The organism is Sporosarcina sp. JAI121 (assembly GCF_013408665.1).
Taxonomy (GTDB): domain Bacteria; phylum Bacillota; class Bacilli; order Bacillales_A; family Planococcaceae; genus Sporosarcina.
This window is the reverse complement of sequence record NZ_JACCCL010000001.1, coordinates 1756757-1781978: the sequence shown is the minus strand read 5'-3', so window position 1 is coordinate 1781978 and position 25222 is coordinate 1756757. Positions and strand designations below refer to the sequence as shown.

At 41.4% G+C, this 25222-nt stretch carries 26 protein-coding genes; 22 read left to right on the top strand and 4 right to left on the bottom strand.

Annotation, left to right across the window (positions count from 1 at the left end):
• The first annotated feature begins 3 nt into the window (after positions 1 to 3).
• From ybeY to HDC33_RS08325, 8 genes are all read left to right on the top strand, one after another.
• Positions 4 to 474 (top strand): rRNA maturation RNase YbeY, encoded by a 471-nt coding sequence (gene ybeY / locus HDC33_RS08360; protein ID WP_179391997.1) that lies wholly within the window; start codon positions 4 to 6, stop codon positions 472 to 474.
• A 7-nt stretch (positions 475 to 481) separates the two neighbouring features.
• Positions 482 to 832, top strand: coding sequence for a diacylglycerol kinase family protein (locus HDC33_RS08355; protein WP_179391996.1), 351 nt, complete (start codon positions 482 to 484; stop codon positions 830 to 832).
• A gap of 17 nt (positions 833 to 849) precedes the next feature.
• Complete coding sequence (locus tag HDC33_RS08350) at positions 850 to 1260, top strand: cytidine deaminase (RefSeq protein WP_179391995.1); 411 nt, start codon at positions 850 to 852, stop codon at positions 1258 to 1260.
• The gene (gene era, locus HDC33_RS08345; protein WP_179391994.1) at positions 1244 to 2158 is read left to right on the top strand and encodes a GTPase Era; all 915 of its coding nucleotides are present in this window, start codon (positions 1244 to 1246) and stop codon (positions 2156 to 2158) included. The genes HDC33_RS08350 and era overlap by 17 nt, the downstream gene beginning before the upstream one ends.
• Positions 2159 to 2214: 56 nt before the next feature.
• Entirely contained in the window at positions 2215 to 3006 is a 792-nt protein-coding gene (gene recO, locus HDC33_RS08340) for a DNA repair protein RecO (protein ID WP_370457425.1), read from the top strand.
• 157 nt (positions 3007 to 3163) lie between these two features.
• Positions 3164 to 3541 carry a CidA/LrgA family protein gene (locus HDC33_RS08335; RefSeq protein ID WP_179391993.1) on the top strand — a complete coding sequence of 126 codons (378 nt, stop codon included), beginning with the start codon at positions 3164 to 3166 and terminating at the stop codon, positions 3539 to 3541.
• The gene (locus HDC33_RS08330) at positions 3538 to 4227 is read left to right on the top strand and encodes an LrgB family protein (protein ID WP_179391992.1); all 690 of its coding nucleotides are present in this window, start codon (positions 3538 to 3540) and stop codon (positions 4225 to 4227) included. Before HDC33_RS08335 ends, HDC33_RS08330 begins: the two co-directional genes overlap by 4 nt.
• 241 nt (positions 4228 to 4468) lie before the next feature.
• Positions 4469 to 5329, top strand: coding sequence for a YitT family protein (locus HDC33_RS08325; protein ID WP_179391991.1), 861 nt, complete (start codon positions 4469 to 4471; stop codon positions 5327 to 5329).
• 19 nt (positions 5330 to 5348) lie between these two features.
• Here HDC33_RS08325 and HDC33_RS08320 read toward each other — a convergent pair whose 3' ends face one another.
• Both HDC33_RS08320 and HDC33_RS08315 read right to left on the bottom strand, forming a co-directional pair.
• Positions 5349 to 5888, bottom strand: a complete 540-nt coding sequence (locus tag HDC33_RS08320) for a transcription repressor NadR (protein WP_179391990.1) — start codon at positions 5886 to 5888, stop codon at positions 5349 to 5351.
• A 25-nt stretch (positions 5889 to 5913) separates the two neighbouring features.
• Positions 5914 to 7074 carry an IscS subfamily cysteine desulfurase gene (locus HDC33_RS08315; RefSeq protein WP_179391989.1) on the bottom strand — a complete coding sequence of 387 codons (1161 nt, stop codon included), beginning with the start codon at positions 7072 to 7074 and terminating at the stop codon, positions 5914 to 5916.
• A 99-nt stretch (positions 7075 to 7173) separates the two neighbouring features.
• Between HDC33_RS08315 and nadB the strand changes: the two genes are divergently transcribed.
• The 11 genes from nadB (at position 7174) to HDC33_RS08260 (ending at position 18845) form a co-directional block, all read left to right on the top strand.
• Entirely contained in the window at positions 7174 to 8766 is a 1593-nt protein-coding gene (gene nadB / locus HDC33_RS08310; protein ID WP_179391988.1) for an L-aspartate oxidase, read from the top strand.
• The gene (gene nadC / locus HDC33_RS08305; RefSeq protein ID WP_179391987.1) at positions 8735 to 9577 is read left to right on the top strand and encodes a carboxylating nicotinate-nucleotide diphosphorylase; all 843 of its coding nucleotides are present in this window, start codon (positions 8735 to 8737) and stop codon (positions 9575 to 9577) included. Before nadB ends, nadC begins: the two co-directional genes overlap by 32 nt.
• Positions 9578 to 9591: 14 nt before the next feature.
• Positions 9592 to 10701 (top strand): quinolinate synthase NadA, encoded by a 1110-nt coding sequence (gene nadA / locus HDC33_RS08300; protein ID WP_179391986.1) that lies wholly within the window; start codon positions 9592 to 9594, stop codon positions 10699 to 10701.
• 237 nt (positions 10702 to 10938) lie between these two features.
• On the top strand, positions 10939 to 11715 hold the full coding sequence (locus HDC33_RS08295) for an NUDIX domain-containing protein (RefSeq protein WP_179391985.1): 777 nt from the start codon (positions 10939 to 10941) through the stop codon (positions 11713 to 11715).
• 23 nt (positions 11716 to 11738) lie between these two features.
• Positions 11739 to 12290, top strand: coding sequence for a cysteine hydrolase family protein (locus HDC33_RS08290; RefSeq protein ID WP_179391984.1), 552 nt, complete (start codon positions 11739 to 11741; stop codon positions 12288 to 12290).
• Between the two features lie 35 nt (positions 12291 to 12325).
• Entirely contained in the window at positions 12326 to 12952 is a 627-nt protein-coding gene (gene nadD / locus HDC33_RS08285; protein ID WP_179391983.1) for a nicotinate (nicotinamide) nucleotide adenylyltransferase, read from the top strand.
• A gap of 92 nt (positions 12953 to 13044) precedes the next feature.
• Positions 13045 to 14181 (top strand): M20 peptidase aminoacylase family protein, encoded by a 1137-nt coding sequence (locus tag HDC33_RS08280; protein WP_179392689.1) that lies wholly within the window; start codon positions 13045 to 13047, stop codon positions 14179 to 14181.
• A gap of 4 nt (positions 14182 to 14185) precedes the next feature.
• Positions 14186 to 15004 carry a GNAT family N-acetyltransferase gene (locus tag HDC33_RS08275; RefSeq protein ID WP_179391982.1) on the top strand — a complete coding sequence of 273 codons (819 nt, stop codon included), beginning with the start codon at positions 14186 to 14188 and terminating at the stop codon, positions 15002 to 15004.
• Positions 15005 to 15019: 15 nt separating this feature from the next.
• Positions 15020 to 16132, top strand: a complete 1113-nt coding sequence (gene menC, locus HDC33_RS08270; RefSeq protein WP_179391981.1) for an o-succinylbenzoate synthase — start codon at positions 15020 to 15022, stop codon at positions 16130 to 16132.
• Between the two features lie 348 nt (positions 16133 to 16480).
• On the top strand, positions 16481 to 17581 hold the full coding sequence (gene proB / locus HDC33_RS08265) for a glutamate 5-kinase (RefSeq protein ID WP_179391980.1): 1101 nt from the start codon (positions 16481 to 16483) through the stop codon (positions 17579 to 17581).
• Between the two features lie 16 nt (positions 17582 to 17597).
• Positions 17598 to 18845, top strand: coding sequence for a glutamate-5-semialdehyde dehydrogenase (locus tag HDC33_RS08260; protein ID WP_179391979.1), 1248 nt, complete (start codon positions 17598 to 17600; stop codon positions 18843 to 18845).
• A gap of 15 nt (positions 18846 to 18860) precedes the next feature.
• Here the strand turns inward: HDC33_RS08260 and HDC33_RS08255 are convergent, their stop codons facing one another.
• A complete protein-coding gene (locus HDC33_RS08255; RefSeq protein WP_179391978.1) occupies positions 18861 to 19808 on the bottom strand; it encodes an LCP family glycopolymer transferase in 948 nt (315 codons plus the stop codon).
• A 487-nt stretch (positions 19809 to 20295) separates the two neighbouring features.
• Here HDC33_RS08255 and HDC33_RS08250 point away from each other — a divergent pair, with 487 nt between their 5' ends.
• The 3 genes from HDC33_RS08250 (at position 20296) to HDC33_RS08240 (ending at position 23839) form a co-directional block, all read left to right on the top strand.
• Positions 20296 to 22023 carry an AAA family ATPase gene (locus tag HDC33_RS08250; protein WP_179391977.1) on the top strand — a complete coding sequence of 576 codons (1728 nt, stop codon included), beginning with the start codon at positions 20296 to 20298 and terminating at the stop codon, positions 22021 to 22023.
• 252 nt (positions 22024 to 22275) lie between these two features.
• Positions 22276 to 23154 (top strand): patatin-like phospholipase family protein, encoded by an 879-nt coding sequence (locus tag HDC33_RS08245; protein ID WP_179391976.1) that lies wholly within the window; start codon positions 22276 to 22278, stop codon positions 23152 to 23154.
• A gap of 127 nt (positions 23155 to 23281) precedes the next feature.
• Entirely contained in the window at positions 23282 to 23839 is a 558-nt protein-coding gene (locus HDC33_RS08240; RefSeq protein ID WP_179391975.1) for an integrase, read from the top strand.
• 239 nt (positions 23840 to 24078) lie between these two features.
• Here the strand turns inward: HDC33_RS08240 and nspC are convergent, their stop codons facing one another.
• Positions 24079 to 25215 (bottom strand): carboxynorspermidine decarboxylase, encoded by a 1137-nt coding sequence (nspC, locus tag HDC33_RS08235; protein WP_179391974.1) that lies wholly within the window; start codon positions 25213 to 25215, stop codon positions 24079 to 24081.
• Positions 25216 to 25222: the final 7 nt, after the last annotated feature.

Below are 25222 nucleotides of genomic sequence, written 5' to 3'. Positions count from 1 at the left end.
AGGATGCTGGAAATTTATTTTGAAGATGAAACGAATAAAGTGGATGAACAAACCGAGGACATGATTAGGAAACTATTAAGCCACGCTTCCATTGAAGAGGAATTGACAGGTGAAGGGGAAGTATCTGTTACATTCATGACCGACCAGAATATTCAAGAAGTGAATGCAGAGTATCGGGGAAAGAATGTACCGACGGATGTCATTTCATTTGCACTTGAAGAAATTACGGAAGGCGAAGTGGCAATTGTCCCTGTAGAGGGCATGCCAACCGTATTAGGTGATATACTTATATCAGTTGAAACAGCTGAGCGGCAAGCAAAGGAATACGGGCACGATTTCACTCGGGAAATCGGTTTTCTTGCTTTGCATGGCTTCCTTCATCTTTTGGGATATGATCATATGACGGAAGATGATGAAGCGGAAATGTTCGGTAGGCAAAAGGAGATTCTCGCTTCGTTCGGACTTGAGAGGTGATACACCTATGCGGAAATTCATTCAATCCTTCGTCTATGCTTGGAATGGAATCCGTCATGGTATACTAGCAGAACGTCATGTTAAATTTCATTTGGCAGCCGCAATCCTGGTCATTTCTGCGGGGGGCATAACGGGCCTTTCACAATACGAATGGTTTATTGTCATCCTTCTGATCAGCGGGATGCTCGCACTTGAACTGATGAATTCCGCGATTGAACGCGTTGTCGATCTCATTACCGATAAACAACATCTGCTCGCAAAACAGGCGAAAGACCTTGCTGCGGGCGCGGTATTGATTTTTGCAATCGCAAGTGCAATTATCGGGCTACTATTATTTTTCCCGAAATGGTTTAATTAAATTGAAGAGGTGTTCCTATGGATATAGAAAAATTATTGAATGAATCGAAAAAAGCACGTGAGAAAGCATATGTTCCATATTCGAAATTTCCGGTCGGGGCTGCGCTACTGGCTGAAGACGGAACAATCTATCACGGTTGCAATATTGAAAACTCGGCCTACAGTATGACAAACTGTGCAGAACGGACTGCGTTTTTTAAAGCGGTTTCCGAGGGCATATACACATTTAAAGCATTGGCTATAGTAGGAGATACGGAAGGGCCTATTTCCCCGTGTGGCGCATGCAGACAAGTGATTGCAGAGTTTTGCGCTGGCTCGATGCCAGTCTACTTAACGAACTTAAAAGGGGATGTAGAAGAAACCACGGTTGCGAAATTGCTGCCAGGTGCATTCTCCAAGGAGGACCTTTCATATGCAGCAAAACAATAAAGCATTCAAATCGGGTTTCATCTCCATCATCGGGCGTCCCAACGTCGGCAAATCAACATTTCTAAATCATGTAGTGGGGCAGAAAATTGCAATAATGAGTGACAAACCACAGACAACACGAAATAAGGTCCAAGGGGTAGTTACGACGGACGAATCCCAAATTATTTTCATCGATACCCCAGGAATCCATAAACCGAAGCACAAGCTAGGTGATTTTATGGTGAAATCTGCCCGCAATACGTTGAAAGAGGTAGATATCATCATGTTCATGGTGAATGCGGACGAAGCAATCGGACGGGGAGATCGTTTCATCATTGAACTGCTCGAAAATTCCAAGACACCTGTTTTTCTAATCATCAATAAAATTGATCTGGTACATCCGGATGAATTATTTAAAATCATCACTTCTTATACATCAGAGTACAACTTTGCTGAAATTGTGCCGATTTCAGCGCTAAACGGTAATAATGTGGAGCGGCTTCTAGAAACTATGACGAAGTACTTGCCGGAAGGACCTAAATATTATCCCGACGACCAAGTGACGGATCATCCGGAGCGATTCATCATTTCTGAATTAATCCGTGAGAAGGTATTGCATCTGACAAGAGAGGAAATACCGCACTCCATTGCAGTTGTCATCGAGAAGATTGAACGGGAGGAAGGACGTGAAATGGTCAATGTCATGGCGACAATCGTCGTTGATCGTGATTCCCAAAAAGGTATCGTCATCGGTAAAAAAGGCGCTTTGCTGAAAGAAATCGGAACGAATGCAAGACATGATATCGAAATGTTGCTTGGCTCGAAAGTATTCCTTGAACTGTGGGTCAAAGTGCAGAAAGATTGGCGCAACAAACCGGGCCATCTGAAAGAATTCGGGTTCAGGGACGACGAATACTAAAAAAATGAAAATAGACTAAGTTACCTAAGTCTAGGGAACTAGACGAAAGAATCGAGGTGGTTGCTTCGCTGAATAAATGGGAAGGAATCATTCTGAGAGGCATTCCGTATGGCGAGTCCAACAAAATCGTTACGCTATTTACACGTGAGGGCGGTAAAATGACCGCAATGGCCCGCGGAGCGAAGAAACCGGCTAGCCGATTAGCAGCTGTGACGCAGCCATTCACACACGGTTCTTTTATGATCCGAACCGGCAAAGGAATGGGAACACTTGAACAAGGTGAACCAATCGACTCGATGCGACATATCCGTGAAGATTTGGAAGCAACAGCATATGCGAGTTATGTCGTCGAACTAGTTGATAAACTGACCGAGGATAGAGAACTCATTTCCGGCGTATATGGATTATTGCATGACGCGCTTCATGCTATCAACGAGCAATATGACCCCGAAGCGATCGCCCTGTTCGTTGAGTGGAAAATGTTGCCTGTTGCTGGCATCCATCCAACTCTCCATCAATGTGCGAATTGCGGTGCTACGGAAGGCGAATTTGCTTTTTCCTTCATGCAAATCGGTTTCATTTGCCATCGTTGTTTTCATGTGGATAAGTACGCGATACGTATCTCACCGAGTCAATTGAAGCTGATCCGGACTTTCTATACTGTCCCTATCAATCGTGTCGGCAATCTGACCTTGAAGAAGACGACAAAGGAATTCATGAAAAAGCTGGTTCGTACAATTTACGATGAGCAAGTAGGTCTTCGATTGAAATCGAGATCATTTTTGAATCAGCTTGACTCGACACCCGAATTGCTGCCGAGAAAAGAAAAAGCTGAAGAAGTCGAATAATTTTCCTGCATGAAAACCCCGAAACTAGGATACTGTGAACCAGATCCGGGATTCGGGGTTTTATATGAAAATAGTGGTCTTGCATAGTTTCAATTATACCTTTGATATTCAACCTTCATATCTTTATACTGATACGAAAGGAGGTATATAGTTATCTATGAAATACATAAAAATAGTTCTGCAAGTTCTTGTTTTATATGGTTTTGTCTTTATCGGTAATTGGCTCCAAGATTTACTTAATGTACCTCTTTCGGGGAGTATTATTGGACTATTATTGTTACTTGCGGCACTATCATTGAAAATATATCGCCTCGAATGGATTGAATCGGGCGCTTACTTCCTATTGGCCTACTTACCGTTATATTTTATCCCGGCGACTGTTGGGGTCATGAATTATTGGCATGTTTTTGCAGGTACAGGCTTTTGGCTGATTCCAATTACGATGATCAGTACTTTGCTGACGATGTGGATTTCGAGTACAGTAAGCCAATTCTTTTCTCGGAAGTCTGCTGAAAAGGAGGCAGAACTTCTATGAGAATACTAATGGTATCAATCCTTTTTTTCATGGTGACAATCGCCACTTATTTAGTGATGAATTTCATGCATTTTAAATACCGTAAAGCATTCCTACTTCCCATATTGACCACGACTGTTGGAATTATTCTCGTTTTAGTCGTTTTCAAAGTTCCCTATGAAACATATATGCTGGGCGGAAAATGGGTGGATCTTTTCTTGGGACCCGCCATTGTAGCATTAGCTATTCCGCTATATAAACAGAGAGAACTAATAAAACAAAATATGCTAGCGATTCTAGTCGGTGTTGTGTTGGGCGTTTTTGTCGGAATGACTAGCGGAATACTTTTCACGAATTTAGTTGGATTCTCAGAAGAAATCATCTATTCAATATTGCCAAAATCGATTACTACGCCTATAGCTATACAAATTTCAGCATCATTGGGCGGAATTACTTCATTAACCATTGCGTTTGTCATGATTGCCGGCTTTACGGGCATAATTATCGGTCCGATGTTCATGAAATGGCTCCGCATCGATACAACAATCGGCCGGGGAATTGGGTTGGGGGCTGCGGCTCACGCGCTAGGTACTTCGAAAGCAATCGAATACGGCGAAGAGGAAGCTTCTTATAGCTCAATCGCTATGACGCTATCCGCACTGATCGGTTCGATTGTAGGACCGGTTATGGCTTGGATTTTACTATAAAGGGTAAGATATAGTTATCCTCTGCATATTTCAGAAGACAAGGTATTTATGTTAAATAAATGAAGAACTAAATGAAACTAAGCGCAGTAGCGGATTCAATGAAGTTTCCAATTTAAACCTATATAGTTTTTAAAAAATAAGTGAAGAAAATAATGGGAAAAAGAGCTATTTCCATTTATTAATGATATCGTTGTCACTTGGTTGAAAAGAGTTCTTAAAAAATTGCATGCTGGAGGTTTCTATGTTTTTTATTGAAGCAAAGCGTATTTTGGTTGTTATTTTTAGTTCTTTATTACTCGCGATATCGCTTAACTTCTTTTTAATTAGCGCAAATGTATATGCGAGCGGATTCACTGGAGCCGCACAGTTGACCTCCAGTTTGTTCGAAGATTACCTAGGTTTTACTATCAGTACAGGAGTACTATTGTTAGTATTCAATATTCCTGTTTTTATTTTAGGATGGTTTAAAGTAGGAAAAGGATTTACTATCTATAGTATTGTTTCAGTTATTTTTGCAACTCTATTTTTAGAACTTTTGCCTGTAATTTCTGTTTCTGAAGATATTATTTTGAATGCAGTGGTCGGGGGCGTAATAGGCGGTGTCGGTGTCGGATTATCTTTGAAGCTAGGCGCATCAACTGGCGGGATGGATATCGTCGCCATGGTCTTATCACGCTTGCAAGATAAACCGATTGGAACTTACTTTTTACTTCTAAACGGTCTTATTATTGTTATGGCAGGTATTTTGTATGAACCAGAAAATGCTTTATATACCATGTTAGCACTTTATGTTACGACAGCGGTTATCGATACTATCCATACGCGTCATGAAAAAGTGACTGCCATGATTGTTACAGTCAAAGCGGAAGAATTGCAACATGCCATCCATCGAAAAATGGTGCGTGGTATAACAATCATCCCAGCTAAAGGGGCGTATAGTAAGGAAGATAAAAACATGATGTATCTAGTCATCACGCGCTATGAACTGTATGATCTGGAAACGATAATTAAAGAGGTTGACCCAAATGCCTTTACAAACATTGTTCAAACAGTCGGGATTTTCGGCTTCTTTAGAAGAGAAGGCGAAGTAGTTAACAAATAGTGGAAAAGCGGATATCACGTCATTCGACGAGGATATCCGCTTTTTTTAATGCTTCTTCAGCATTTTTTATTTGCTCTTCATTCTCCGCAAGAATCGTGTGAAGATGGATGCCGTCTTCCGTCAACTTTGATAAGTAAACGGCGTCGGATTCTCTGATGCGTTTGATGAATTCCTTCACTTCATTTCGATTTGATACCATTATTGAGGCACTCAAATCGCCATACACAGGATGCTCGATTTTGACATCCTTGACAGTAACACCGTTATCAACAAGCATATTCAGTTCATCCAGTGTTTGTTCTGGCGTATGTCTGCAAACAATTGTTTTTTCAATTCTTCCAGGTTCCGTTTGTGCATGCATATATATGTAACCCTGGCTTGTTGCGATAATAGGTTCGTTCTTTGCTTTCAGTAATGTTATATCTCCGACAATCACTTGCCTACTGACGTTTGTCATTTCTCCGAACGTTCTCCCTGATATGGGTTTATCGGATGTTTGTAAGGTTTCAAGGATAAGTTGTCGTCGGTCGTCTCCTAGTAGCTTCTCTTTCTCATTCATCGTATTACCTCCCCACAAAGCTATATTACCATATATCAGGAGCGAAATATTTCCCATTGAATTGTTCCACAACTTTGAAAAGTGAGCTAGTCAACTCCGATACTGTTTCAGCGGTTGTGCTGGCCCCTATAGAAATCCGGAAAAATTCCTTTGCCTTTTGTGGATCAACCCTCAAGGCCATCATTGCTTTTGAAGCATGCTGTTGACCAATTTGGCATGCACTTCCGGTAGATACCGCAAAACCGAGCCGATTTAGCTCAAGCATCATAAGTTGTCCTTCTAAATTTCTCACACCCAGTCCAATAATTTGAGGAAGTTGATAGGTAGTATTTTTTGATTCATAGATTGTAAATATCTCTGGATATTTTTTTAATTCATTCAGCAAAAGCACCCGGAAATAGGCGTATTTTTCAACTTCATAGGCATTTCTCGAGCACCGTTTGGCGGAAGTTACAAATGCAGCTATTCCCGGAACATTAACGGTACCGCCCCTGAATCCCGATTCATGAACAACTCCTGGAAAGACAGAAGCAATTCGTTGCCGCGGATTGATGTAAACTGCACCGACACCTTTTGGACCATACACTTTGTGGCTGGAAACTGTTAAGCTGTCAACAATTTTTGCGATTGGTCTAATATCCAACTTACCGAATGATTGAACGCAGTCACTATGGAGAAGGGTAGTGCGACCGTCAATTAATTCGGCAATCTGTTCAAGAGGTTGAATTGTACCTATTTCAGGATTGATATGCTGGACGCTGACCAATATCGTATCGTTTTGAAGTGTTTTTTTGAATAAATCAAGATTGACTCGGCCGTTATCATCAAATGGAACAACTGATACTGTAAATCCATCCTCTTTCAAATATTCCAGTGCAGAATCTACAGAAGGATGCTCACCCGCTGATATGACGATATGGGTGCCGTTATGCCGATTTGCCTTAGCTAGCGAGATGATTGAAAGTACATTGCTCTCTGTACCGCCTGAAGTGAAATAGATACCGGCTGCATTCACTCCTAACAGTTCTGCGATTTCTTTGCGGCATAATGTCAGCAAGTTTTGCGCTTCTCCGCCAATTTCATGCAAGCTATTTGTATTTCCGTAACATTCCTGTGAAAGTTTCCCGTAGACGTATGCTGCATCCGGATGCAACGGTGTGGTGGCTGCATAGTCGAAATAATGCATGATAGATTCCTCCAATTAACTAATAAATTCATCTTGTCATAGTTCGTTTAATATGTAAAGATAGATGTCAAGACACATATCGTTGTTGGGGGGATAAGGGTGAGCTTATACAATTGCATTATTGTAGGAAACGGAATTTCCGCGCTGCAGTTGGCTAATGAAATGAAAAACGACTCTCGAATACTCATTATCACAAAATCTATGAAACGTTCCAGTAATTCTTATCGTGCTCAAGGAGGAATTTCCGCAGCGATAGGGAGTGAGGATACATCGGTTTCCCATTACACAGATACAATTGTGGCAGGCTGTCATTTCCATAACGAAGCAGAAGTACAGGAACTTGTCGAAAACGGTTCTTCACTAATTCAATCTTTGATTAGAAAAGGAGTTCAGTTCGATACAGATTCAATTGGACAGCTTTCCCTTGGATTGGAAGGCGCACATAGCCTAAACCGGATTGTTCATTGTGGAGGAGATGCGACTGGTAAACATGTCGTAGAGAATCTTATCGCCTCACTTGAAGAAAATGTTGAAATAATAGAAAATCGTTTCGTGTATGAATTGATTATTCATCCTTTAACGAAGTCATGTATCGGTGTCAAAGCGAAAGACCAGTTTGGGCATAATGAAACCTATTACGGCGACCATATCGTACTGGCAACAGGCGGAATAGGCGGATTATATTCATTTACCTCGAATGATCCTACTGTCACTGGAGATGGAATTGCACTTGCCTACCGCGCAGGGGCAGAAGTAAAGGATATGGAATTCATCCAATTCCACCCGACATTGTTGTATATCAACGGGAAAACTGAGGGATTGATATCGGAAGCGGTTCGCGGCGAAGGGGCGAAACTCGTAAATGAATACGGGTCTTTGATTATGAAAGGGATACATCCACAGGAAGATCTTGCACCGCGACATATAGTAGCGAAGGAAATGTTTCAACGACGGGTTGTAGGAAGAGATGTCTATTTGGATATTAGTATGATTAGTCGATTTGAGCACAAATTCCCAACAATTACAACATTGTGTCAGGCAAACGGTGTTTCATTAGAAAATGGGAAACTCCCTGTCGCAACAGGTTGTCATTTCCTTATGGGTGGGATTGCCGTAGATTCAATCGGGAAAACGTCAGTTGAAGGGTTATATGCCATAGGAGAAACAGCTTCTACGGGCGTTCACGGTGCTAATCGTCTCGCTAGCAACTCCTTATTAGAAGCGCTTCATTACGGAGAAAAATTAGCTGCGTATTTGAATGGACTGTCAAAAATGAATCGGAAACAACCGGTACATAGAGATTTGACTACCAGGCAACCTTCAATTTATGTAACATTGCCTGAAATAGACGATCTACGTGAGGAAATGATGGCTAAAGCAGGCATCATTAGAACAAAAACGGAACTACAGCAGTTGGCTAATTGGCTGGATCGCTTTGAGCAGCCGTGCTTAGCAGACCTGCACCTTGATGACAGGAGCATTGCACAAATCCAGCGACTGTTCATGCTACAAGTTGCGAAATTGATCACGACAGGGGCATTGCTGCGAACGGAAAGCAGGGGCGCACATAACCGGGTAGATTATCCCGATGAAGACGAACAATGGGCAAAACTCCATATTGTTCAATCGAAAATAGGAATCGAAATGAGGGAGCGGAAACATGAACACAATCAAGTTGAAATCTATGCTTGAACATTTCTATATAGAAGACATCGGTGACGGTGATCTATCCAGTGATTTATTATTTTCAGAGACCCAAATGGGCGAATTGACTATCATAGCAAAAATGGGTGGTATTTTTTGTGGAAGCAAAGTCATTGAATATGGACTGAAAGTTGTTGATCCTGCTTCAACAGTCATTTGTCATGTGAAAGATGGAGATCCGATTGGAGAAGGAACCGTTATTGCAACAGCATCAGGACCAGTCAGTAGTTTGTTGAAAAGTGAGAGGGTTATTTTAAACCTGATTCAGCGGATGAGCGCTATTGCAACGGAAACAAATCGGGTTATGAAGAAAATCAGCGGTACAGGTACAAAAGTAGTCGACACACGGAAAACAGTTCCCGGTTTACGTATGCTTGATAAATATGCTGTGCGCACCGGTGGTGGGTTTAATCACCGTAATGGACTATTCGATGCAGTTATGTTGAAAGACAATCATCTCGCATTCGCTGGGTCTATTACAAAAGCAGTTGAAACAGTTAGGGTTGCACTCGGACATACCGTGAAAATCGAAGTGGAAATTGAATCATTCGAGCAATTGCAGGAAGCCGTAGATGCAAAAGTGGATATTATTATGTTTGATAATTGTACGCCCGAAATAATTAAGGAATGGAGAAAGTCAGTTCCGGAATCAATCATTACAGAAGCGTCCGGGATGATTACGGATGAAACCATCAATGCTTATGCGGAATCGGGTGTGGATTATATTTCATTAGGCTATCTAACACATTCAGTTAAAGCGTTAGATATTAGCGCAAATGTATCTATAAATGCTCATTAATGGAGGGATTGGACATGTCGTTTTTGCAGTACTTTGAGGAAAAAAAGAGTGGTACTTTACCCGAAACTTATCGAAATTTGAAACGTGAACAAATGGAAACACGTATTCTTGAAATTAAAAAGAAACTTGGCGATAAGCTATTTATTCCGGGGCATCATTACCAAAAAGATGAAGTGATTCGGTTTGCCGATATATCTGGCGATTCACTTCAACTTGCACAGCTCTGTGCGGATAATGAACAAGCGGAGCATATCGTATTTTGCGGTGTTCATTTTATGGCAGAAACAGCCGATATTTTAACAAGTGAGCATCAGAAAGTATACTTACCCGACATGCGTGCAGGTTGCTCAATGGCCGATATGGCCGACATATTTCAGACAGACCGCGCGTGGACAGCGTTAGAAAAAATGTTCGGAGAAACTATTGTACCATTGACATATGTCAACTCGACAGCAGCCATTAAAGCTTTCGTTGGTAAAAACGGCGGTGCAACTGTAACGTCCTCCAACGCACATAAGATGGTGAAATGGGCGTTTACACAAAAGGAGCGCATTTTGTTTTTACCGGATCAGCATTTGGGCAGAAATACAGCCTATGATATCGGGGTTTCACTTGAGCAGATGGCTGTATGGGATCCGATTCATGACAAACTCGAGTATGATGGGAATTTTGAAGACGTTAAAGTGATTTTATGGAAAGGGCATTGTTCCGTCCATGAAAACTTCACTGTTAAAAATATCGAAGAGGTCCGCACGAATAATTCTGATATGCGCATCATTGTTCACCCAGAATGTTCACGTGAGATTGTCGCTCTTGCAGATGATAATGGTTCAACGAAATATATTATCGACGCAATCGAGAACGCGTTACCGGGAAGTAAATGGGCGATTGGGACAGAAATGAATCTAGTCAATCGTCTAATCCGCAAACATCCAGACAAACACATCATTTCGCTCAATCCGCGAATGTGTCCATGTTTAACAATGAATCGTATCGATCTTCCGCATCTGCTGTGGAGTTTGGAAAGCATTGTCAATGGAGAGGAAGTAAATGTGATTGAAGTCGATGCAGAAACGTCACAGTATGCTATCGGTGCACTTGAAAGGATGTTGGAAAGAGCATAAGGTAAGAGAAAAAGACACTTCGTCCGCGTATGATGGAGGGTCTTTTCTTTGTCATTCAGCATACAACCTTCCCACCCAGCTAATTCACCATATATCTCGGGTGAATCATGTTCAATGGAGTTGTTGTATAACTTTAACCAACTAGTTGACTTTTGTGATAATTGAGCATATGATGTGGTAAATGATTAACAAGTTGTTAAGTTTGAAGGGCATTAATTGTTGAGGGGGCTCCACCACGTGTCAAACCAAGAAGCACTAAACCAATACGATAGCAACCTATTTCGCACACCCGACGGATATACTTCAGACATTGCAGTATTCACCATTACTTCCCACCAACTAGCTGAGTTCACACCTCCGAAAATGACATTGAAACTTATGCTCATTAAACGGGCTTTGATGAACGCGGAAGGACAAACAAACATTGAATCAGGTAAATGGGCTTTGCCAGGGGGATTCGTTCAAGATGATGAGTCTGGTTATGAAGCTGCAGAAAGGGAACTGGTAGAAGAAACTGGTGTGAAGGGTCTTCATATCAAGCACTTCAGCGTGTACGACAAGCCGGGCAGGGATCCGCGGGGTTGGATTATAACGAATGCACATTATGCTATTGTTCCAGAACACACTTTATCGAAACGAAACGCTAGCGATGACGCAGCAGAGGTTGCTTTGTTTTCAATAGACGAAGTACTGAAACTGGATTTAGCTTTCGATCACCGCGATATTATAAAAGACGCTATTCACAAAATTACAAATGACTTACTTCAAACAACTGTCGCGCAGAACTTTTTACCGAAACACTTCACCTACTCAGAACTCCAAGCTCTTTTACTGACCGTAACAAAGGATTCTTCAATTTCGAGCGATCAAAGTTTTGCCAGGAAGATAAAAACGTTGCCGTTCATCCAGGCTGTTGCGGGCAGTAAAACACAAAGAACTTCAAAATCACCCGCACAGCTCTATGAATTTATAGATGTAGATGTTGTAAAACCAATCTACACAGCAAGGTACTAAAATTTTTTACGGGAGGTTTTACTATGAAGAAAGCACTGCTCAACATTGATTACACATACGATTTTGTTGCGCCTGAAAGTAAATTAACATGCGGGGAACCGGGGCAGAAATTATTGCCTTATATTTGTAACGTAACTAAAACATTCATTGAGAATAAAGACTTGGTGGTTTTCTCCATCGATTTGCATAAAGAAGACGACACGTATCATCCGGAATCTAAACAATTTCCACCGCACAATATCGAAAATACAATGGGCCGTGAATTATACAATGATTTAAATAACCTCTATCAAGCAAACATAGAAAAAGACAACGTTTTATGGTCGGACAAAACACGATTTTCAGCATTTGCAGGAACAGACCTTGAGATTAAATTGCGCGAACGCGGTATACAAGAACTTCATCTTGTAGGGGTTTGTACGGATATCTGTATTCTTCATACAGCAGTAGATGCTTACAACAAAGGGTTTAAAATCGTTATTCACGAACAGGGAGTTGCGAGCTTCAATCAAGCGGGACATGACTGGGCACTTGCCCATTTTAAAAATACGTTAGGTGCAGAAGTCATTAACTAATGGAAGTTACTTAAAATTAGGGGAGGCGAACCGATTTGGCTAGAATGGGAATTTATGGGTCTTCTTTCGATCCAATCACGAATGTTCACTTATGGACAGCGAGTACAATTGCACACCGTTGCAACTTGGATAAAATCATTTTCCTGCCTTCTTCACAGAAACGAAAAGATAAAGAAATGAAAACAGATGACAAACATCGTTGGAATATGATCGAACTGGCAATTCAAGACAATGATAAATTCATAGCCGACGATTATGAATTGAAGCAGGAAGGTTGGAAACTTACGACTTATGAAACGCTTAAGCATTTCAAGGGATTTTATAAAGATGATGAAATCTACTTCATTATGGGAGCAGATTTATTGGTAGATATCGGCGCCGGCAAATGGGGACAATCTGATTCTCTCATCAAAGAAAATAAATTTATCGTTATGGCCCGTGAAGGCATTAATATGCTGGAGGCGATCAGTAAATCAGCCATTTTAAGAAATAATGACGATGGACAGACTTTTCATTTGCTCGATAAAGGCTTATCTATGGAAATTAGCTCTACCTACATTCGGGAGGAGTTTTCTATGAACGGAGAACCTCGTTATCTTCTACCCGATTCTTGTTATCGTTACATTAAAGAACACGCCCTTTACACAAATAGCCATGATTAACGGTTTCAATCCAGGGGATGTAGAATTTTGAAATTCGTAACAATTTTAAAATAAGCCAAACAAATTTTTAGTGGAGAAGGGACAGATTGAAAATGAAACAACTGCTACAGGAGATAAAGCCGATTGTGGAAGACATATTTCAACATTTACATACACATCCCGAAATCAGTTTGCAGGAATTTGGGACGACGGAATATTTACAACAATTGCTGAAAGATGAAGGTTTTCATGTGGAAACTTTCGAGGATTCTACGGGTCTAGTTGTCACCGAAGGGACCGGAGATTATTGTGTAGGACTACGCACAGATATCGATGCGTTATGGCAGGAAGTGGATGGGGTCTATCAGGCGAATCATTCCTGCGGGCATGATGCACATATGACAATAGCGGTTGGCGCATTGCTCGTCTTGAAAAAACTTGGGTATCCGAAATCCGGCCGATTGAAAGTGTTATTCCAGCCGGCAGAAGAAATCGGGGCGGGTGCTTTGGCATTTTTGGATAAAGGTATTGTTGATGATATTGATTATTTGTATGGTGTTCATCTTCGGCCAATCCAGGAAATTGGACATGGTTATTCATCCCCCGCAATCATGCATGGTTCTAGTAAGACGGTGAATGGATCCATCATTGGAACGGAAGCACACGGAGCAAGACCGCACCTTGGGCAGAATGCCATTGAGGTAATGGCACTTCTTGTGCAGGCAATTCACTCCATCCATATAGATCCGATGGTTCCGCATTCCGCAAAAGTAACGATGTTCCAAGCAGGTGGCGAGTCCGCAAACATCATTCCCGGAAATGCCGTGTTCAGCTTGGATTTACGTTCACAGACAAACAGAGTCATGGACAAATTGCTAGAGCGTGTAGAAAAGGTAATCCGTTCTGTTGCGGACCTATCGGAAGTGACCATCAATACTACTGTTACATCTGAAACTGTAGCTGCAGAAGTTGATGAAACCGCAGTGGAAATAATGGCATCAGCAATTACGGAAACGGTCGGCGAACAATACCTGGCACCGCCAATCGTTACGCCAGGAGGAGAAGACTTCCATTACTATACATTGAAACGACCTTCCGTCAAAGCGACGATGCTTGGCTTAGGCTGTGATTTATCTCCGGGCTTGCACCATCCCAAAATGACTTTTAATCGAGATAGTATACTGACGGGAATAGAAATCCTGGTCCGTACCGTCATTAAGACAATCGAAAAGCTGGAAAGCGGGGACTGATCTCATGACAGTAGCCATCCGCAAATTGATAACCATCGAAGACATGACTCTTGTTCAAACTCTTGAAAAACAAGTCTGGTCTACAACTCCGACCCCTGTTCCTCAGACGTTTACGGCGGTGAAAAATGGCGGGCTGATGTTGGGTGCATTTATTGAGGATGAACTCATCGGTTTTTCTTACAGTTTCCCGGGCTTCAAGAATGGGAGTTCATATTTATGTTCACATATGCTCGGCGTTCATCCGGACTATCAGCTGATGGGAATCGGAAAGTTTTTAAAAGAGGAACAGCGTACTGTCGCAATAGAAATGGGCTATGATTTAATCACCTGGACATTCGACCCTCTTGAAACACGCAATGCCTATTTGAACACCTCCAAGTTATTTGGTATTTGCAGTATCTACTTGGATAATTGGTACGGGGAAATGAACGACGGACTGAATAAAGGGTTGCCGTCCGACCGTTTTAAAATTGAATGGTGGATAGCAAGTCAACGTGTTGAAGAAAAATGGGTGCCGCAAATCAGCAGTTATGAACGTCCATTCAAAGTGGGGTGCTCAAAAGAAGGCAATCCGCTATTCATCATGGAAAAAGGAGAGATACCAACTGACTGTGATGGCATCGAAATTCCTGTACCAGCGCAAATGAAGTCGATCAAACAAAGTGAACCTGAACTGGCGCTAGATTGGCGCATGAAGATAAGAACCGTGTTCAATACACTGTTCAGTGCGGGTTACGCATTAGTAGGTGTCAGTAAATCAACAGAAGGCGTTCATTATTACCAAGTGGTGAAGAGAAACACGATTCCGTTAAAGATAAGATAATAGAGGAGGGTATAAATGATACTAAAAGAAATTACAATACGCGTTATGAAGATGAGAATGAAAAAGCCTTTCACGACAAGTTTTGGTACATTCCAGGACAAAGATTTTCTATTGTTGGAAGTGAAGGATGAGCTTGGAAATACAGGGTGGGGGGAATCCGTCGCATTTGAATCACCTTGGTACAGCGAAGAAACACTCGGAACAAACTTGCATATAATCGAAGAATTCTTAATACCAATCGTTTTGGGCAAAGAAATCGGTCATCCCGATGAAATCAGTGAATTGTTTACTGCAATTCGCAAAAACAATATGGCGAAATCCACAGTAGAAGGTGCAGTTTGGGATCTTTACGCGAAGCGCAATAAAATGACGTTGACGCAAGCATTAGGCGGCGAGCGAGACAAAATCGAGGTTGGTATTAGTATTGGAATCCAAGAAAATGTTGCTGATCTGGTCGAAACGGTCAGCGGTTTTATCAAGGAAGGCTATAAGCGTATTAAAGTCAAAATCAAGCCTGGTTATGATGTGGAGGTAATTCGGGAACTCCGTAAAAACTTCCCTCAAGTCCCGCTTATGGCAGATGCGAATTCTGCCTATACACTTGAAGATGTGGAACTACTCAAACAGCTGGACGAATTCAATTTGACGATGATTGAGCAGCCACTGGCTTCAGATGACATCATCGATCACGCGGTATTGCAGAAACAGCTAAAAACACCAATTTGTCTGGATGAGAGTATTCACTCCCTTGAAGATACGCGAAAAGCGATTGAACTGGGTAGTACGCAAATCATCAATATTAAAATTGGCCGTGTAGGCGGTCTTACAGAAGCGAAAAAAATTCATGATTATTGCATGGAACATCGCATACCTGTTTGGTGCGGCGGCATGTTGGAATCGGGAATTGGCCGTGCGCATAACGTAGCGCTCACGACGCTTCCGAACTTCATTTTACCGGGGGATACGGCAGGTTCCTCCCGTTATTGGAAAGAAGACGTCATTACCCCTGAAGTGGTCACCGAAGACGGTTATATAACCGTTCCAAATGCATTTGGCATCGGATACGAACCGGATCTTGCGACGATCGATAAGTTCACTGTCGAAGAGATGCACTACCAAGTTGAATAAATATGTAAGGCTATTTATTGATATGCACTTGACAATTCAGGTATTTGTTGTATGATTATTTGAAATCTTAGAAAACTGAACGCAGATGAAGGACTAGTATGCGAGCACTTGTTAGAACAGAGAGCGGAATTTATCAGCTGGAAGATTCCGCCACAGCAAACCGCAGAACCTGCCTTCGTAGTCCTATGCAAAACATAGGCGCCAACCCCGGCGTTATGGGGATAAGTGGGATGTGTTTGCACGCATCCAATTATGGTGGTACCGCGGAAGCCAAGCCCTTTCGTCCTTAATAACAGGATGAAAGGGCTTTTTTGTTTTCAAAACTACAAGGAAGATGGGGGTCTTCAGATGAAAAAACAACGAATCGTTGTGAAAATAGGAAGCAGTTCTTTAACGAATGGGAAAGGCGAAATCGATCAAACAAAATTCAACGATCATATCGCGGCTCTTTCTGTACTTCGTAAAGAAGGGCATGATGTCATTGTCGTCTCTTCGGGTGCAGTGGCCGCCGGGTTCGCTAAGTTAGGCTACTCGTCAAGACCTGTCACCATCAAAGGAAAACAAGCCGCCGCTGCAGTAGGTCAGGGATTATTGATGCAATCGTACACCGAAAAATTCATCGCGCATAATATCGTTCCGGCTCAGATTTTACTGACACGCAACGATTTTTCCAACCGGGAACGCTACAGAAATGCATTTGAGACGATGACAGAGCTGTTGGAGCGGGGAATTGTACCGATTATCAATGAAAATGATTCCGTCTCTGTTGAAGAATTGACATTTGGAGATAATGATATGCTTTCGGCTCTTGTCAGCGGTCTTCTTCACGCGGACCAGCTCATTATTTTGACTGATATTAACGGTCTGTATGATTCGAATCCCCATAAAAATCCTTCTGCAAGACGTCTTGATCATTTAAAACAGATTACGGATGATCTGATGAAAGGAGCTGGCGATACAGGTTCCAAAATCGGAACAGGCGGAATGAAGTCAAAGCTATTAGCTGCAGAAACTGCAAATGCACTGGGCATTTCCATCTTTATCGGAACAGGTGAAGGACAAAACAAACTGCTGAAAATTTTACAGGGTGCTGGTGATGGAACGTATATATCCAATCCGGACATAATGAAAATCAATACAAGCAGGCAATGGATTGTCCTTCATTCCGAATCGACAGGAAAACTTTACGTTGATCAAGGCGCTGAAGAAGCCCTTTTATATAATGGAAAGAGCTTACTGCCAGCGGGCATTTTTAATGTGAAAGGGACTTTTGTCAAGGGAGACGTCGTTGAAGTGTTGGGCTTGAATGGTGTTTTAGGAAAAGGGGAGGTCAGTTATTCATCTGATGAATTGAGGAAGAGAATTGAAAACCCGAACTGGAGTAGAGACGAGGACTTGTTACCATCGCCTGTGGAAGTAATTCATCGTAACCGTTGGGTACAACTATAAGTAGGGGGAATTATAGATGAGTGAAGTGAAAAGAAAAGGACAAATTACCAAGGAAGCCAGTTATTCGCTGGTGAATATTACAACAGACCAAAAAAACGAGGCACTGGAATTGATTGCCGAACAACTACTAACCGATAAATTAGGTATCCTTGCGGAAAACAAACATGATTTAGATGAGGGAAAAGAAAAAGGATTTACTGATGCCACCCTTGACCGTATCCTTCTGACGGAAAATAGGATTGAAGACATGGCTAGTGCCATCCGTCAGCTCATTACATTACTAGATCCAATCGGGGAAACAGTGGAGACCATCGAAAAGGACAACGGATTGTTTATAGAAGTCAAGCGGGTGCCAATTGGCGTCATTGGCATGATTTATGAAGCAAGACCGAATGTCACGGTTGACGCGGCAACGCTTGCAATTAAAACGGGGAATGCTGTCATTTTAAGAGGAAGTTCCTCAGCCAAACATTCGAATAAGGCACTTATAAAATCAATTCACGCTGCGCTCGAAAAAAGCGAAATCGCAGGAGCGTCCATACAGCTAATCGAAGATACGAGCAGGGAAACAGCTAGGGAACTTTTCCAGCTGAATGAATACTTGGATGTTCTCATACCAAGAGGCGGTAAGAAATTGATTGATACAGTAATAAGAGAAGCGACAGTGCCCGTCATTCAAACGGGAGCTGGAAATTGCCATATTTTTATTGACGAAACCGCGGATCAAGAGATGGCTGGGAACATCGCCCTTAATGCAAAAGTTCAGCGTCCATCTGTCTGCAATGCAATTGAAACAATCCTAATTCATGAAAATTGGTTTACACAACATGGGGGAGAGCTAATTGGGAAACTGCAGGCCTGCGACGTAGAAATATTTGGGGATGAGAGACTTGTCAACGAATGCAAAGATGTACAAACTGCATCCGAAAGGGATTGGTCGACAGAATACTTGGACTTGACGGTCAGCATCAAACTTGTAAAAAATCTTACCGAAGCAATCGCCCATATTACCCAATACGGAACAAAGCATTCCGAAGCTATTATCACAAATGATGAACAGAACGCCGCAATTTTTTTAAACCATATTGACGCTGCTGCAGTTTATCATAATGCATCAACCCGATTTACGGATGGTTTTGAATTCGGATACGGTGCAGAAATAGGAATCAGTACCCAAAAACTGCATGCAAGAGGTCCGATGGGATTAAAAGCGCTGACGACAACAAAATTTGTCATTCATGGTAACGGGCAAGTACGTTTATAAAAAAGCCGTGGAGATTTACTCCTCCACGGCTCCATTCAATTCCAAATGTTGTTTTAACGTAGATTTCATCTGTTCTAATTCTTTTTCGTCCATCATATAATACCAAATTCCACCGTTCAGACGTTTGCCCAGACCTTTTTCAAAATGCATCTGTTCCACTTTTCCAGCAGCTTCCCGGTAGTTCTTCTGGACATCAACCATTTCATCAAACGTCATATTCGTTCTCACATTGTCACCCAAGGAATTGAATACAGTACGGTAATTAAGCAAGCTCTTAATGGATGTCCCTTCATGCAACACGCCTTCAATCACTTGCTTTTGCCGGTCTTGACGACCAAAGTCGCCGTTCGGGTCCTCTTTGCGCATACGTACATACGATAAAGCTTCTTTGCCGGTTAACGTAATTTCACCAGCTTTGAAATGAATGGAATCCTGCGTAAAATCAAATGGATTGTTGACCTTGACGCCACCGACCGCATCTACAATTGTTTGGAAACCTTCCATATTTACTTCTACGACATAATCTATCGGAATATCGAATAAATTTTCTACCGAATCCATCGACATTTGAATGCCGCCGAATGCATATGCATGGTTCAGCTTATCCTGCGTGCCATGACCGACAATTTCTGTATACGTATCCCTTGGAATGCTGACCATCTTCGTCATTTTCAATCTAGGATTGACTGCCATTACAATCATAGTGTCCGAACGGCCTTTATCGCCTTCCCGTTCATCCACACCCAACACGAGCACTGAAAATGGATCCTGTTTCTTAAGCACGATTTTTTCTTCGCGTTTCCCGGATAGCTCCCGTTCAATCGGTTTATACATCCCTTTCAATGTTGACGTCAAGTCTAAGTAGACATTAAAAGCGAGGCCGCCAATTATAAGGAAAATCACCGCAACAAACCACGGCCATTTTTTACGTTTCTTCATTTTCTTTCTATCTGCACGTATCATTATACTACCTCCAGTAATTGACATCTAAAAAAACGCACCATATACAGACGTATGTTCTTATATTCAAGTTTCAATTACTTAAAAAGTGGATGAAATGACAGTCAGAATTTCTTGAGCCGGGATAATATTATGTACGTTTGAACACTGGAATTTTGACACTTGTCGGATGCCCTATTTGGCAGTTCTAGTTCACATCTTTAAATGTAAATGCTTAGTATCATCTTTGCCCAATCACATATAGAAATCATGGTACGCTCTTCATATGATAGGTCGATTAAATCTTTTCTAAACATGGTGCTGGAAGTTTCAATGATAAATCCAAGTTCCTTTCCAAATGAACAGGACAGCTTTCCTTTTCGACGTACTGCAAGTTTGAATTGACAAGGAAAATGTTCACGCTTTCTACAAAAAGTCTATTAATTTCACTATATTATTACTCCTAAACCCTTTATAATAGAAGTATATTCTAGAAGGAGTTGTGGAATTCTTGAAGTTTATTTCAAAGTTTGCAACAAAGATTGTGATTCTCGTCCTCTTAGTCGCTGGAATAGGAGCAAGTGTAGGGTGGTATGTCTTTGATGCAAATAAAGGAACCGCAATTTCATTTTCGGAAATGGAAAAAACAATCCAAGCTCAAAAAGATCAATCCGTTTCACTTAAAGAAACGTCAGATGGAAAATTGTACTTGAAAACAAAAGACGGTCTATACACGACCCAAGTTCGTCCAGAAAGCCAACTGGTTGAACAATTGGTTGAAAAATACAATGTTTCATATAAATATTCTTCTCAAAGCTCTATTGGTGGCCTAATCCTTTGGGGATTGTTCATCGCGTCACTCATTACATTGTTCATCCTTCATAAAAAAGGGAAGATTGGCGTCGGAGCATCTTCCATGAAAAATAGCGCTTCAAAAGCAACACCTTTGCCAAATATTACTTTGCAAGATATCGGAGGACTTCCAGAAGAAATGAAGGAAGAGATTTTACAGACTTTATCCATTGTGAAGGACCCGAAACGTTCGGTACAGGTTGGTATTCAGCCACCGAAAGGAATTCTTTTATATGGGCCCCCTGGAACTGGAAAAACATTGCTCGCACAAGCCATTGCACGCGAAATAGGTGCGACGTTCTATTCATCCAGCGGATCAGCTTTCACTGAATTATTTGTCGGTGTCGGTGCCTCCCGCGTTCGTTCTTTGTTTGAAAATGCAAGAAAGCAGCGACCGGCAGTCATTTTTATTGATGAAGTCGATGCACTTGCGGGTAAACGCAAAACCCATGGCGGGGAAGAAGCGGAAAAAACATTAACGGAACTTCTTGTTCAGCTGGATGGTGGAAATAATAACGATGGCGTCCTCTTCATTGCAGCAACGAACCGAAAAGACATGTTGGATGATGCATTCCTTCGTCCAGGTAGAATCGATTATTCTTTCCAAGTGCCGCTGCCTGATACGACGGGAAGAAGGGAAATTATCGATATCCACACGCGTGGCAAACTGTTGGCTGATGAAGTCTTTGCCTCGTTGGATGTACTAGCTGAAAGTACGTCCGGATTTTCAGGTGCAGAACTAAGTTCCCTCTTCAAAACAGCCAGTAGAAGGGCAATTCGCGATGGACGCGAACAAATTGATAAAAGTGACCTTGATTTTGCAATTGACCGCACCATTCTTGGAAGCGCATCTCGTTCAATGAATGACCCCGAAACTAAAAGAAGAGTGGCAATTCATGAATCCGGTCATGCACTGCTAGCTGCAGTAACAAAGCCCGGTTCAGTAAGGAAAGCGACGATAATTCCGCGAGGTCAGGCACTTGGATATGTCGCGCCTATTCAAAAAGAGCTCCACTTGTCAACGTATAGTGAATTGCTGGATCAAGTCAGCATGATCCTTGCCGGTGGAGTAGCCGAACGCATATATCTCGGCGAGCATAGTATCGGTGTAAGCGGGGATGTTCAGCAGGCGAAAGAAATTATTGAGCGGATGGTCGACACAGGATTGTTGCAAAGCGGTTTCACATTAACTTTCAATAAGGGTGAGAAAGAAGCGAAGATGCAGACACTTTTCGAAGACGCGCTTCGTAAAACAGAAAGTATCATTCACGACTACGCATCCGAATTTGATCGATTAGTAGAAGAATTAATGAAAAAAGAAACAATGGACGGTTCAGAAATCCAAGAAATTGTCAGCAGAAAAACCGCTGAACTGGAAGTATGTTGAAAATAGTGATTAGAAGAAGAGATATTTGTCTTTTCTTCTTTTTTTTGTATGGATAAATTTTTTCGAAATAGCGAACGATCATATAGCGGGCCAAAGCGATCATATCCATAAAATGACTGATCAATTGACTATTCGCACCGACCATATCCTTAAATATTACTCCTTTTTTCGCACCTTTTCCCATACATTCGTTCTAATCGCCTTCCGTTATTCTTACAGTGTGAAGAGGGATGAAAGTGAGGGAGATTACTAATGTGGATAGACGGAGTGTTTTCAGGAGGAGGTTTGAAAGGATTCGCGCTTGTGGGGGCATACCAAGTATTGGAGGAAAAAGGCTATCAATTTAAGCGTGTTGCCGGAACAAGTGCCGGTTCCATTCTTGCAAGCTTCATAGCTGCGGGATATACGGCTAAAGAAATTGAAGTTTTGTTGGATGATTTGGATGTATCCTCTCTTTTAGATCCGCGAAGGACACTATTTCCAATGCCATTTATGAAATGGCTTAATCTTTATTGGCGTCTTGGTTTGTATCAAGGGATAGCTTTGGAGAGCTGGTTCATGGAAAAGCTAGCTGCAAAAGGCATATATACATTTTCTGATTTACCATCGGGTTCCTTGAAGCTCATTGCATCCGATTTAACGAACGGCAGGATGCTTGTTTTACCCGACGATTTAGAACAATATGGAATATCAGCACAGGCATTTCCTATTGCCCGTGCAATTCGTATGAGTTGTGGGATACCATTCTTCTTTGAACCAGTAAAATTGAAAGACGGTTCCGGTGAGACAATTATAGTGGATGGGGGAGTGTTAAGTAACTTTCCATTATGGATATTTGACGATGAATCCGGGAAAAAACAACGTCCAGTCCTGGGGCTGAAGCTTAGTCATAGCCAAGACGAAATGCCGGCTCACAAAATCGACAACGCACTGGAATTATTCGAGGCGCTATTTTCAACCATGAAAAATGCACATGATGAAAAGTATATCTCCCGGAAGCATGAAAAAGATATTATTTTCATTCCGGTAGATGGTTATAGCGCAACCCAGTTTGATTTGGATGAAGAGACCAAAATGGCCCTTATGGAAAAAGGACGAAATAGTACTAAGCAGTTCCTGAAAATGTGGTAGATTATTAATGAAAGTGTCGGCTCTCTTTAGTGGTAAAAGCAAAAGGACTAATAAATTGAAAAAGTATTGTTATTATTTTATATTAATGAAGTTGGATAAAATTTCAAAAAGAGAGCAAGGGGAATAAATGAAAGAAAGAAGTAGAGAAAAACGGATAAAACAATTAATCCGTTCAACCATGAAAACGGTTGGTATAGACATTGAACTCAAGCAGCAACGTACTGGGGTGAACATGAGTTACAACTTTATCCGTAATTATGTTGGGTTTGATGTAAGACGGTTGCAAGAAGCTAGAAGAGAATTGGAAATACAGATTTCATTGGAAACATATATCAAGATATTTACATTACATGAGTTGGGTCATTCGGTGGATCGAGAAGCTCTTTTGGATTCACTTCCCAGAACGATGGAAGTTTTCAAGATGAAGAGAAATCATACTTTACGCGAACAGTACAATAATAGTAATTTGCTTGCAATGATCATCGAAGAACATGTATCGGATATCACTTTTGAAGAAACAGCTTGGACGAATGCTGAAGAACTCAACAGGCTGTACAGAATTGTTGAACCGGAAAACTTTGATAAGGTGAAAGCACATAGTTTAGCAACTTACATGAATTTATATAACAATGATTTGAATTTATACCATAAGCTTCTTACTGAGCAGAGCGAACAAATTACTTAAAGGCACAGGGGAATATTTTAAAGAAAATTCATTTTAGATGTCTGTCGAATTTCCGATAGGATGATAGATCTTTATTTAATGTGCCGGCTTCCTTTAATAAGGAACTGGCATTTTTTAATACATTTAGCTGGCGCCTACAATTTAGCAAGAACTATTGAAAAACAAGCATCGCAAAAGCCAGCAAATTAGACGGGTTGACCCGAAAAAGTTGCTGGCTCTGAAAGATGGAAAATCTGAAGTTAAGACAAACGGTTTTTAAAATCTTCATACCCAAATTGTTTAATCACTTTAATACCATCGTTAACAGAATTTAAGACGATAGAAGGTAAGTTAACTCCATTAAAGGTATTGTTTTTTACCATTGAGTAGTGCCCCATGTCACAAAAGACAAGCTTGTCGCCGGGCGTTAATGGCTGATCAAATGAATAATCACCAATTACATCACCGGCAAGACAAGTCGGCCCCCCAAATCGATAAGTATAAGCTTTCTCGTTTGACATTCCTGCACCAATGATTTCTGGACGATAAGGCATTTCCAGTACATCTGGCATGTGACATGCTGCAGAAGTATCTAAAATGGCAATTGGCATTCCGTTGTGGAGAGTGTCCAAAACAGTTGCAACAAGATAGCCGGTATTCAGTGCTACAGCTTCACCAGGTTCCAAATATACTTGAACATCGTATTTATCCTTCATAAACAGTATCGAACGGATAAGTGTTTCGATATCATAATCGGCTCTCGTGATATGATGTCCACCGCCGAAGTTAATCCATTTCATGTTTTTAATGTATTTCCCGAACTTCTCATCGACAACTTGTACAGTGCGCTCCAATGTGTCTGAGTTTTGCTCGCACATTGTATGGAAATGTAATCCATCGATTCCTTCGAGTTGATCCGCTTCAAAATTTTCAAGCGTAACACCGAATCTGGAATGTGAAAAGCATGGGTTGTACATATCTACTTCAATTTCAGAGTACTCAGGGTTAATGCGTAGTCCAACGTCTATTTGTTTTGGATGATTTTTAATTTTTTCTTTGAATTGCTTATATTGTTGAAAAGAATTAAAGACAATGTGATCTGAATAAGAAAGAATTTCATCAATCTCATTTTCAGAAAAAGCAGGGGCGTAAGTGTGAACTTCTTTGCCCATTTCTTCATAGCCCAGTCTCGCTTCGTGTACGGAACTGGACGTTACCCCATTTAAATAATTTCCGATTAACGGATAAACGGAAAACATCGAAAATCCTTTTTGAGCTAGTAGAATCTTACAGTCCGTCCGATCAACAACAGACTTCAATTTCTCCAAGTTTTTAATAAGCAGCCCTTCATCTACTACATAGCAGGGGGAGGGTAGTATATTCAAATCAACGTTCAATTTCTAA

Bases quoted from the DNA above. Each gene is read 5' to 3' on its own strand.
- ybeY (WP_179391997.1), top strand. From the start codon at position 4: ATGCTGGAAATTTATTTTGAAGATGAAACGAATAAAGTGGATGAACAA.
- HDC33_RS08355 (WP_179391996.1), top strand. From the start codon at position 482: ATGCGGAAATTCATTCAATCCTTCGTCTATGCTTGGAATGGAATCCGT.
- HDC33_RS08350 (WP_179391995.1), top strand. From the start codon at position 850: ATGGATATAGAAAAATTATTGAATGAATCGAAAAAAGCACGTGAGAAA.
- era (WP_179391994.1), top strand. From the start codon at position 1,244: ATGCAGCAAAACAATAAAGCATTCAAATCGGGTTTCATCTCCATCATC.
- HDC33_RS08335 (WP_179391993.1), top strand. From the start codon at position 3,164: ATGAAATACATAAAAATAGTTCTGCAAGTTCTTGTTTTATATGGTTTT.
- HDC33_RS08330 (WP_179391992.1), top strand. From the start codon at position 3,538: ATGAGAATACTAATGGTATCAATCCTTTTTTTCATGGTGACAATCGCC.
- HDC33_RS08325 (WP_179391991.1), top strand. From the start codon at position 4,469: ATGTTTTTTATTGAAGCAAAGCGTATTTTGGTTGTTATTTTTAGTTCT.
- HDC33_RS08320 (WP_179391990.1), bottom strand. From the start codon at position 5,888: ATGAATGAGAAAGAGAAGCTACTAGGAGACGACCGACGACAACTTATC.
- HDC33_RS08315 (WP_179391989.1), bottom strand. From the start codon at position 7,074: ATGCATTATTTCGACTATGCAGCCACCACACCGTTGCATCCGGATGCA.
- nadC (WP_179391987.1), top strand. From the start codon at position 8,735: ATGAACACAATCAAGTTGAAATCTATGCTTGAACATTTCTATATAGAA.
- nadA (WP_179391986.1), top strand. From the start codon at position 9,592: ATGTCGTTTTTGCAGTACTTTGAGGAAAAAAAGAGTGGTACTTTACCC.
- HDC33_RS08290 (WP_179391984.1), top strand. From the start codon at position 11,739: ATGAAGAAAGCACTGCTCAACATTGATTACACATACGATTTTGTTGCG.
- HDC33_RS08280 (WP_179392689.1), top strand. From the start codon at position 13,045: ATGAAACAACTGCTACAGGAGATAAAGCCGATTGTGGAAGACATATTT.
- HDC33_RS08275 (WP_179391982.1), top strand. From the start codon at position 14,186: ATGACAGTAGCCATCCGCAAATTGATAACCATCGAAGACATGACTCTT.
- menC (WP_179391981.1), top strand. From the start codon at position 15,020: ATGATACTAAAAGAAATTACAATACGCGTTATGAAGATGAGAATGAAA.
- proB (WP_179391980.1), top strand. From the start codon at position 16,481: ATGAAAAAACAACGAATCGTTGTGAAAATAGGAAGCAGTTCTTTAACG.
- HDC33_RS08260 (WP_179391979.1), top strand. From the start codon at position 17,598: ATGAGTGAAGTGAAAAGAAAAGGACAAATTACCAAGGAAGCCAGTTAT.
- HDC33_RS08255 (WP_179391978.1), bottom strand. From the start codon at position 19,808: ATGATACGTGCAGATAGAAAGAAAATGAAGAAACGTAAAAAATGGCCG.
- HDC33_RS08245 (WP_179391976.1), top strand. From the start codon at position 22,276: ATGTGGATAGACGGAGTGTTTTCAGGAGGAGGTTTGAAAGGATTCGCG.
- HDC33_RS08240 (WP_179391975.1), top strand. From the start codon at position 23,282: ATGAAAGAAAGAAGTAGAGAAAAACGGATAAAACAATTAATCCGTTCA.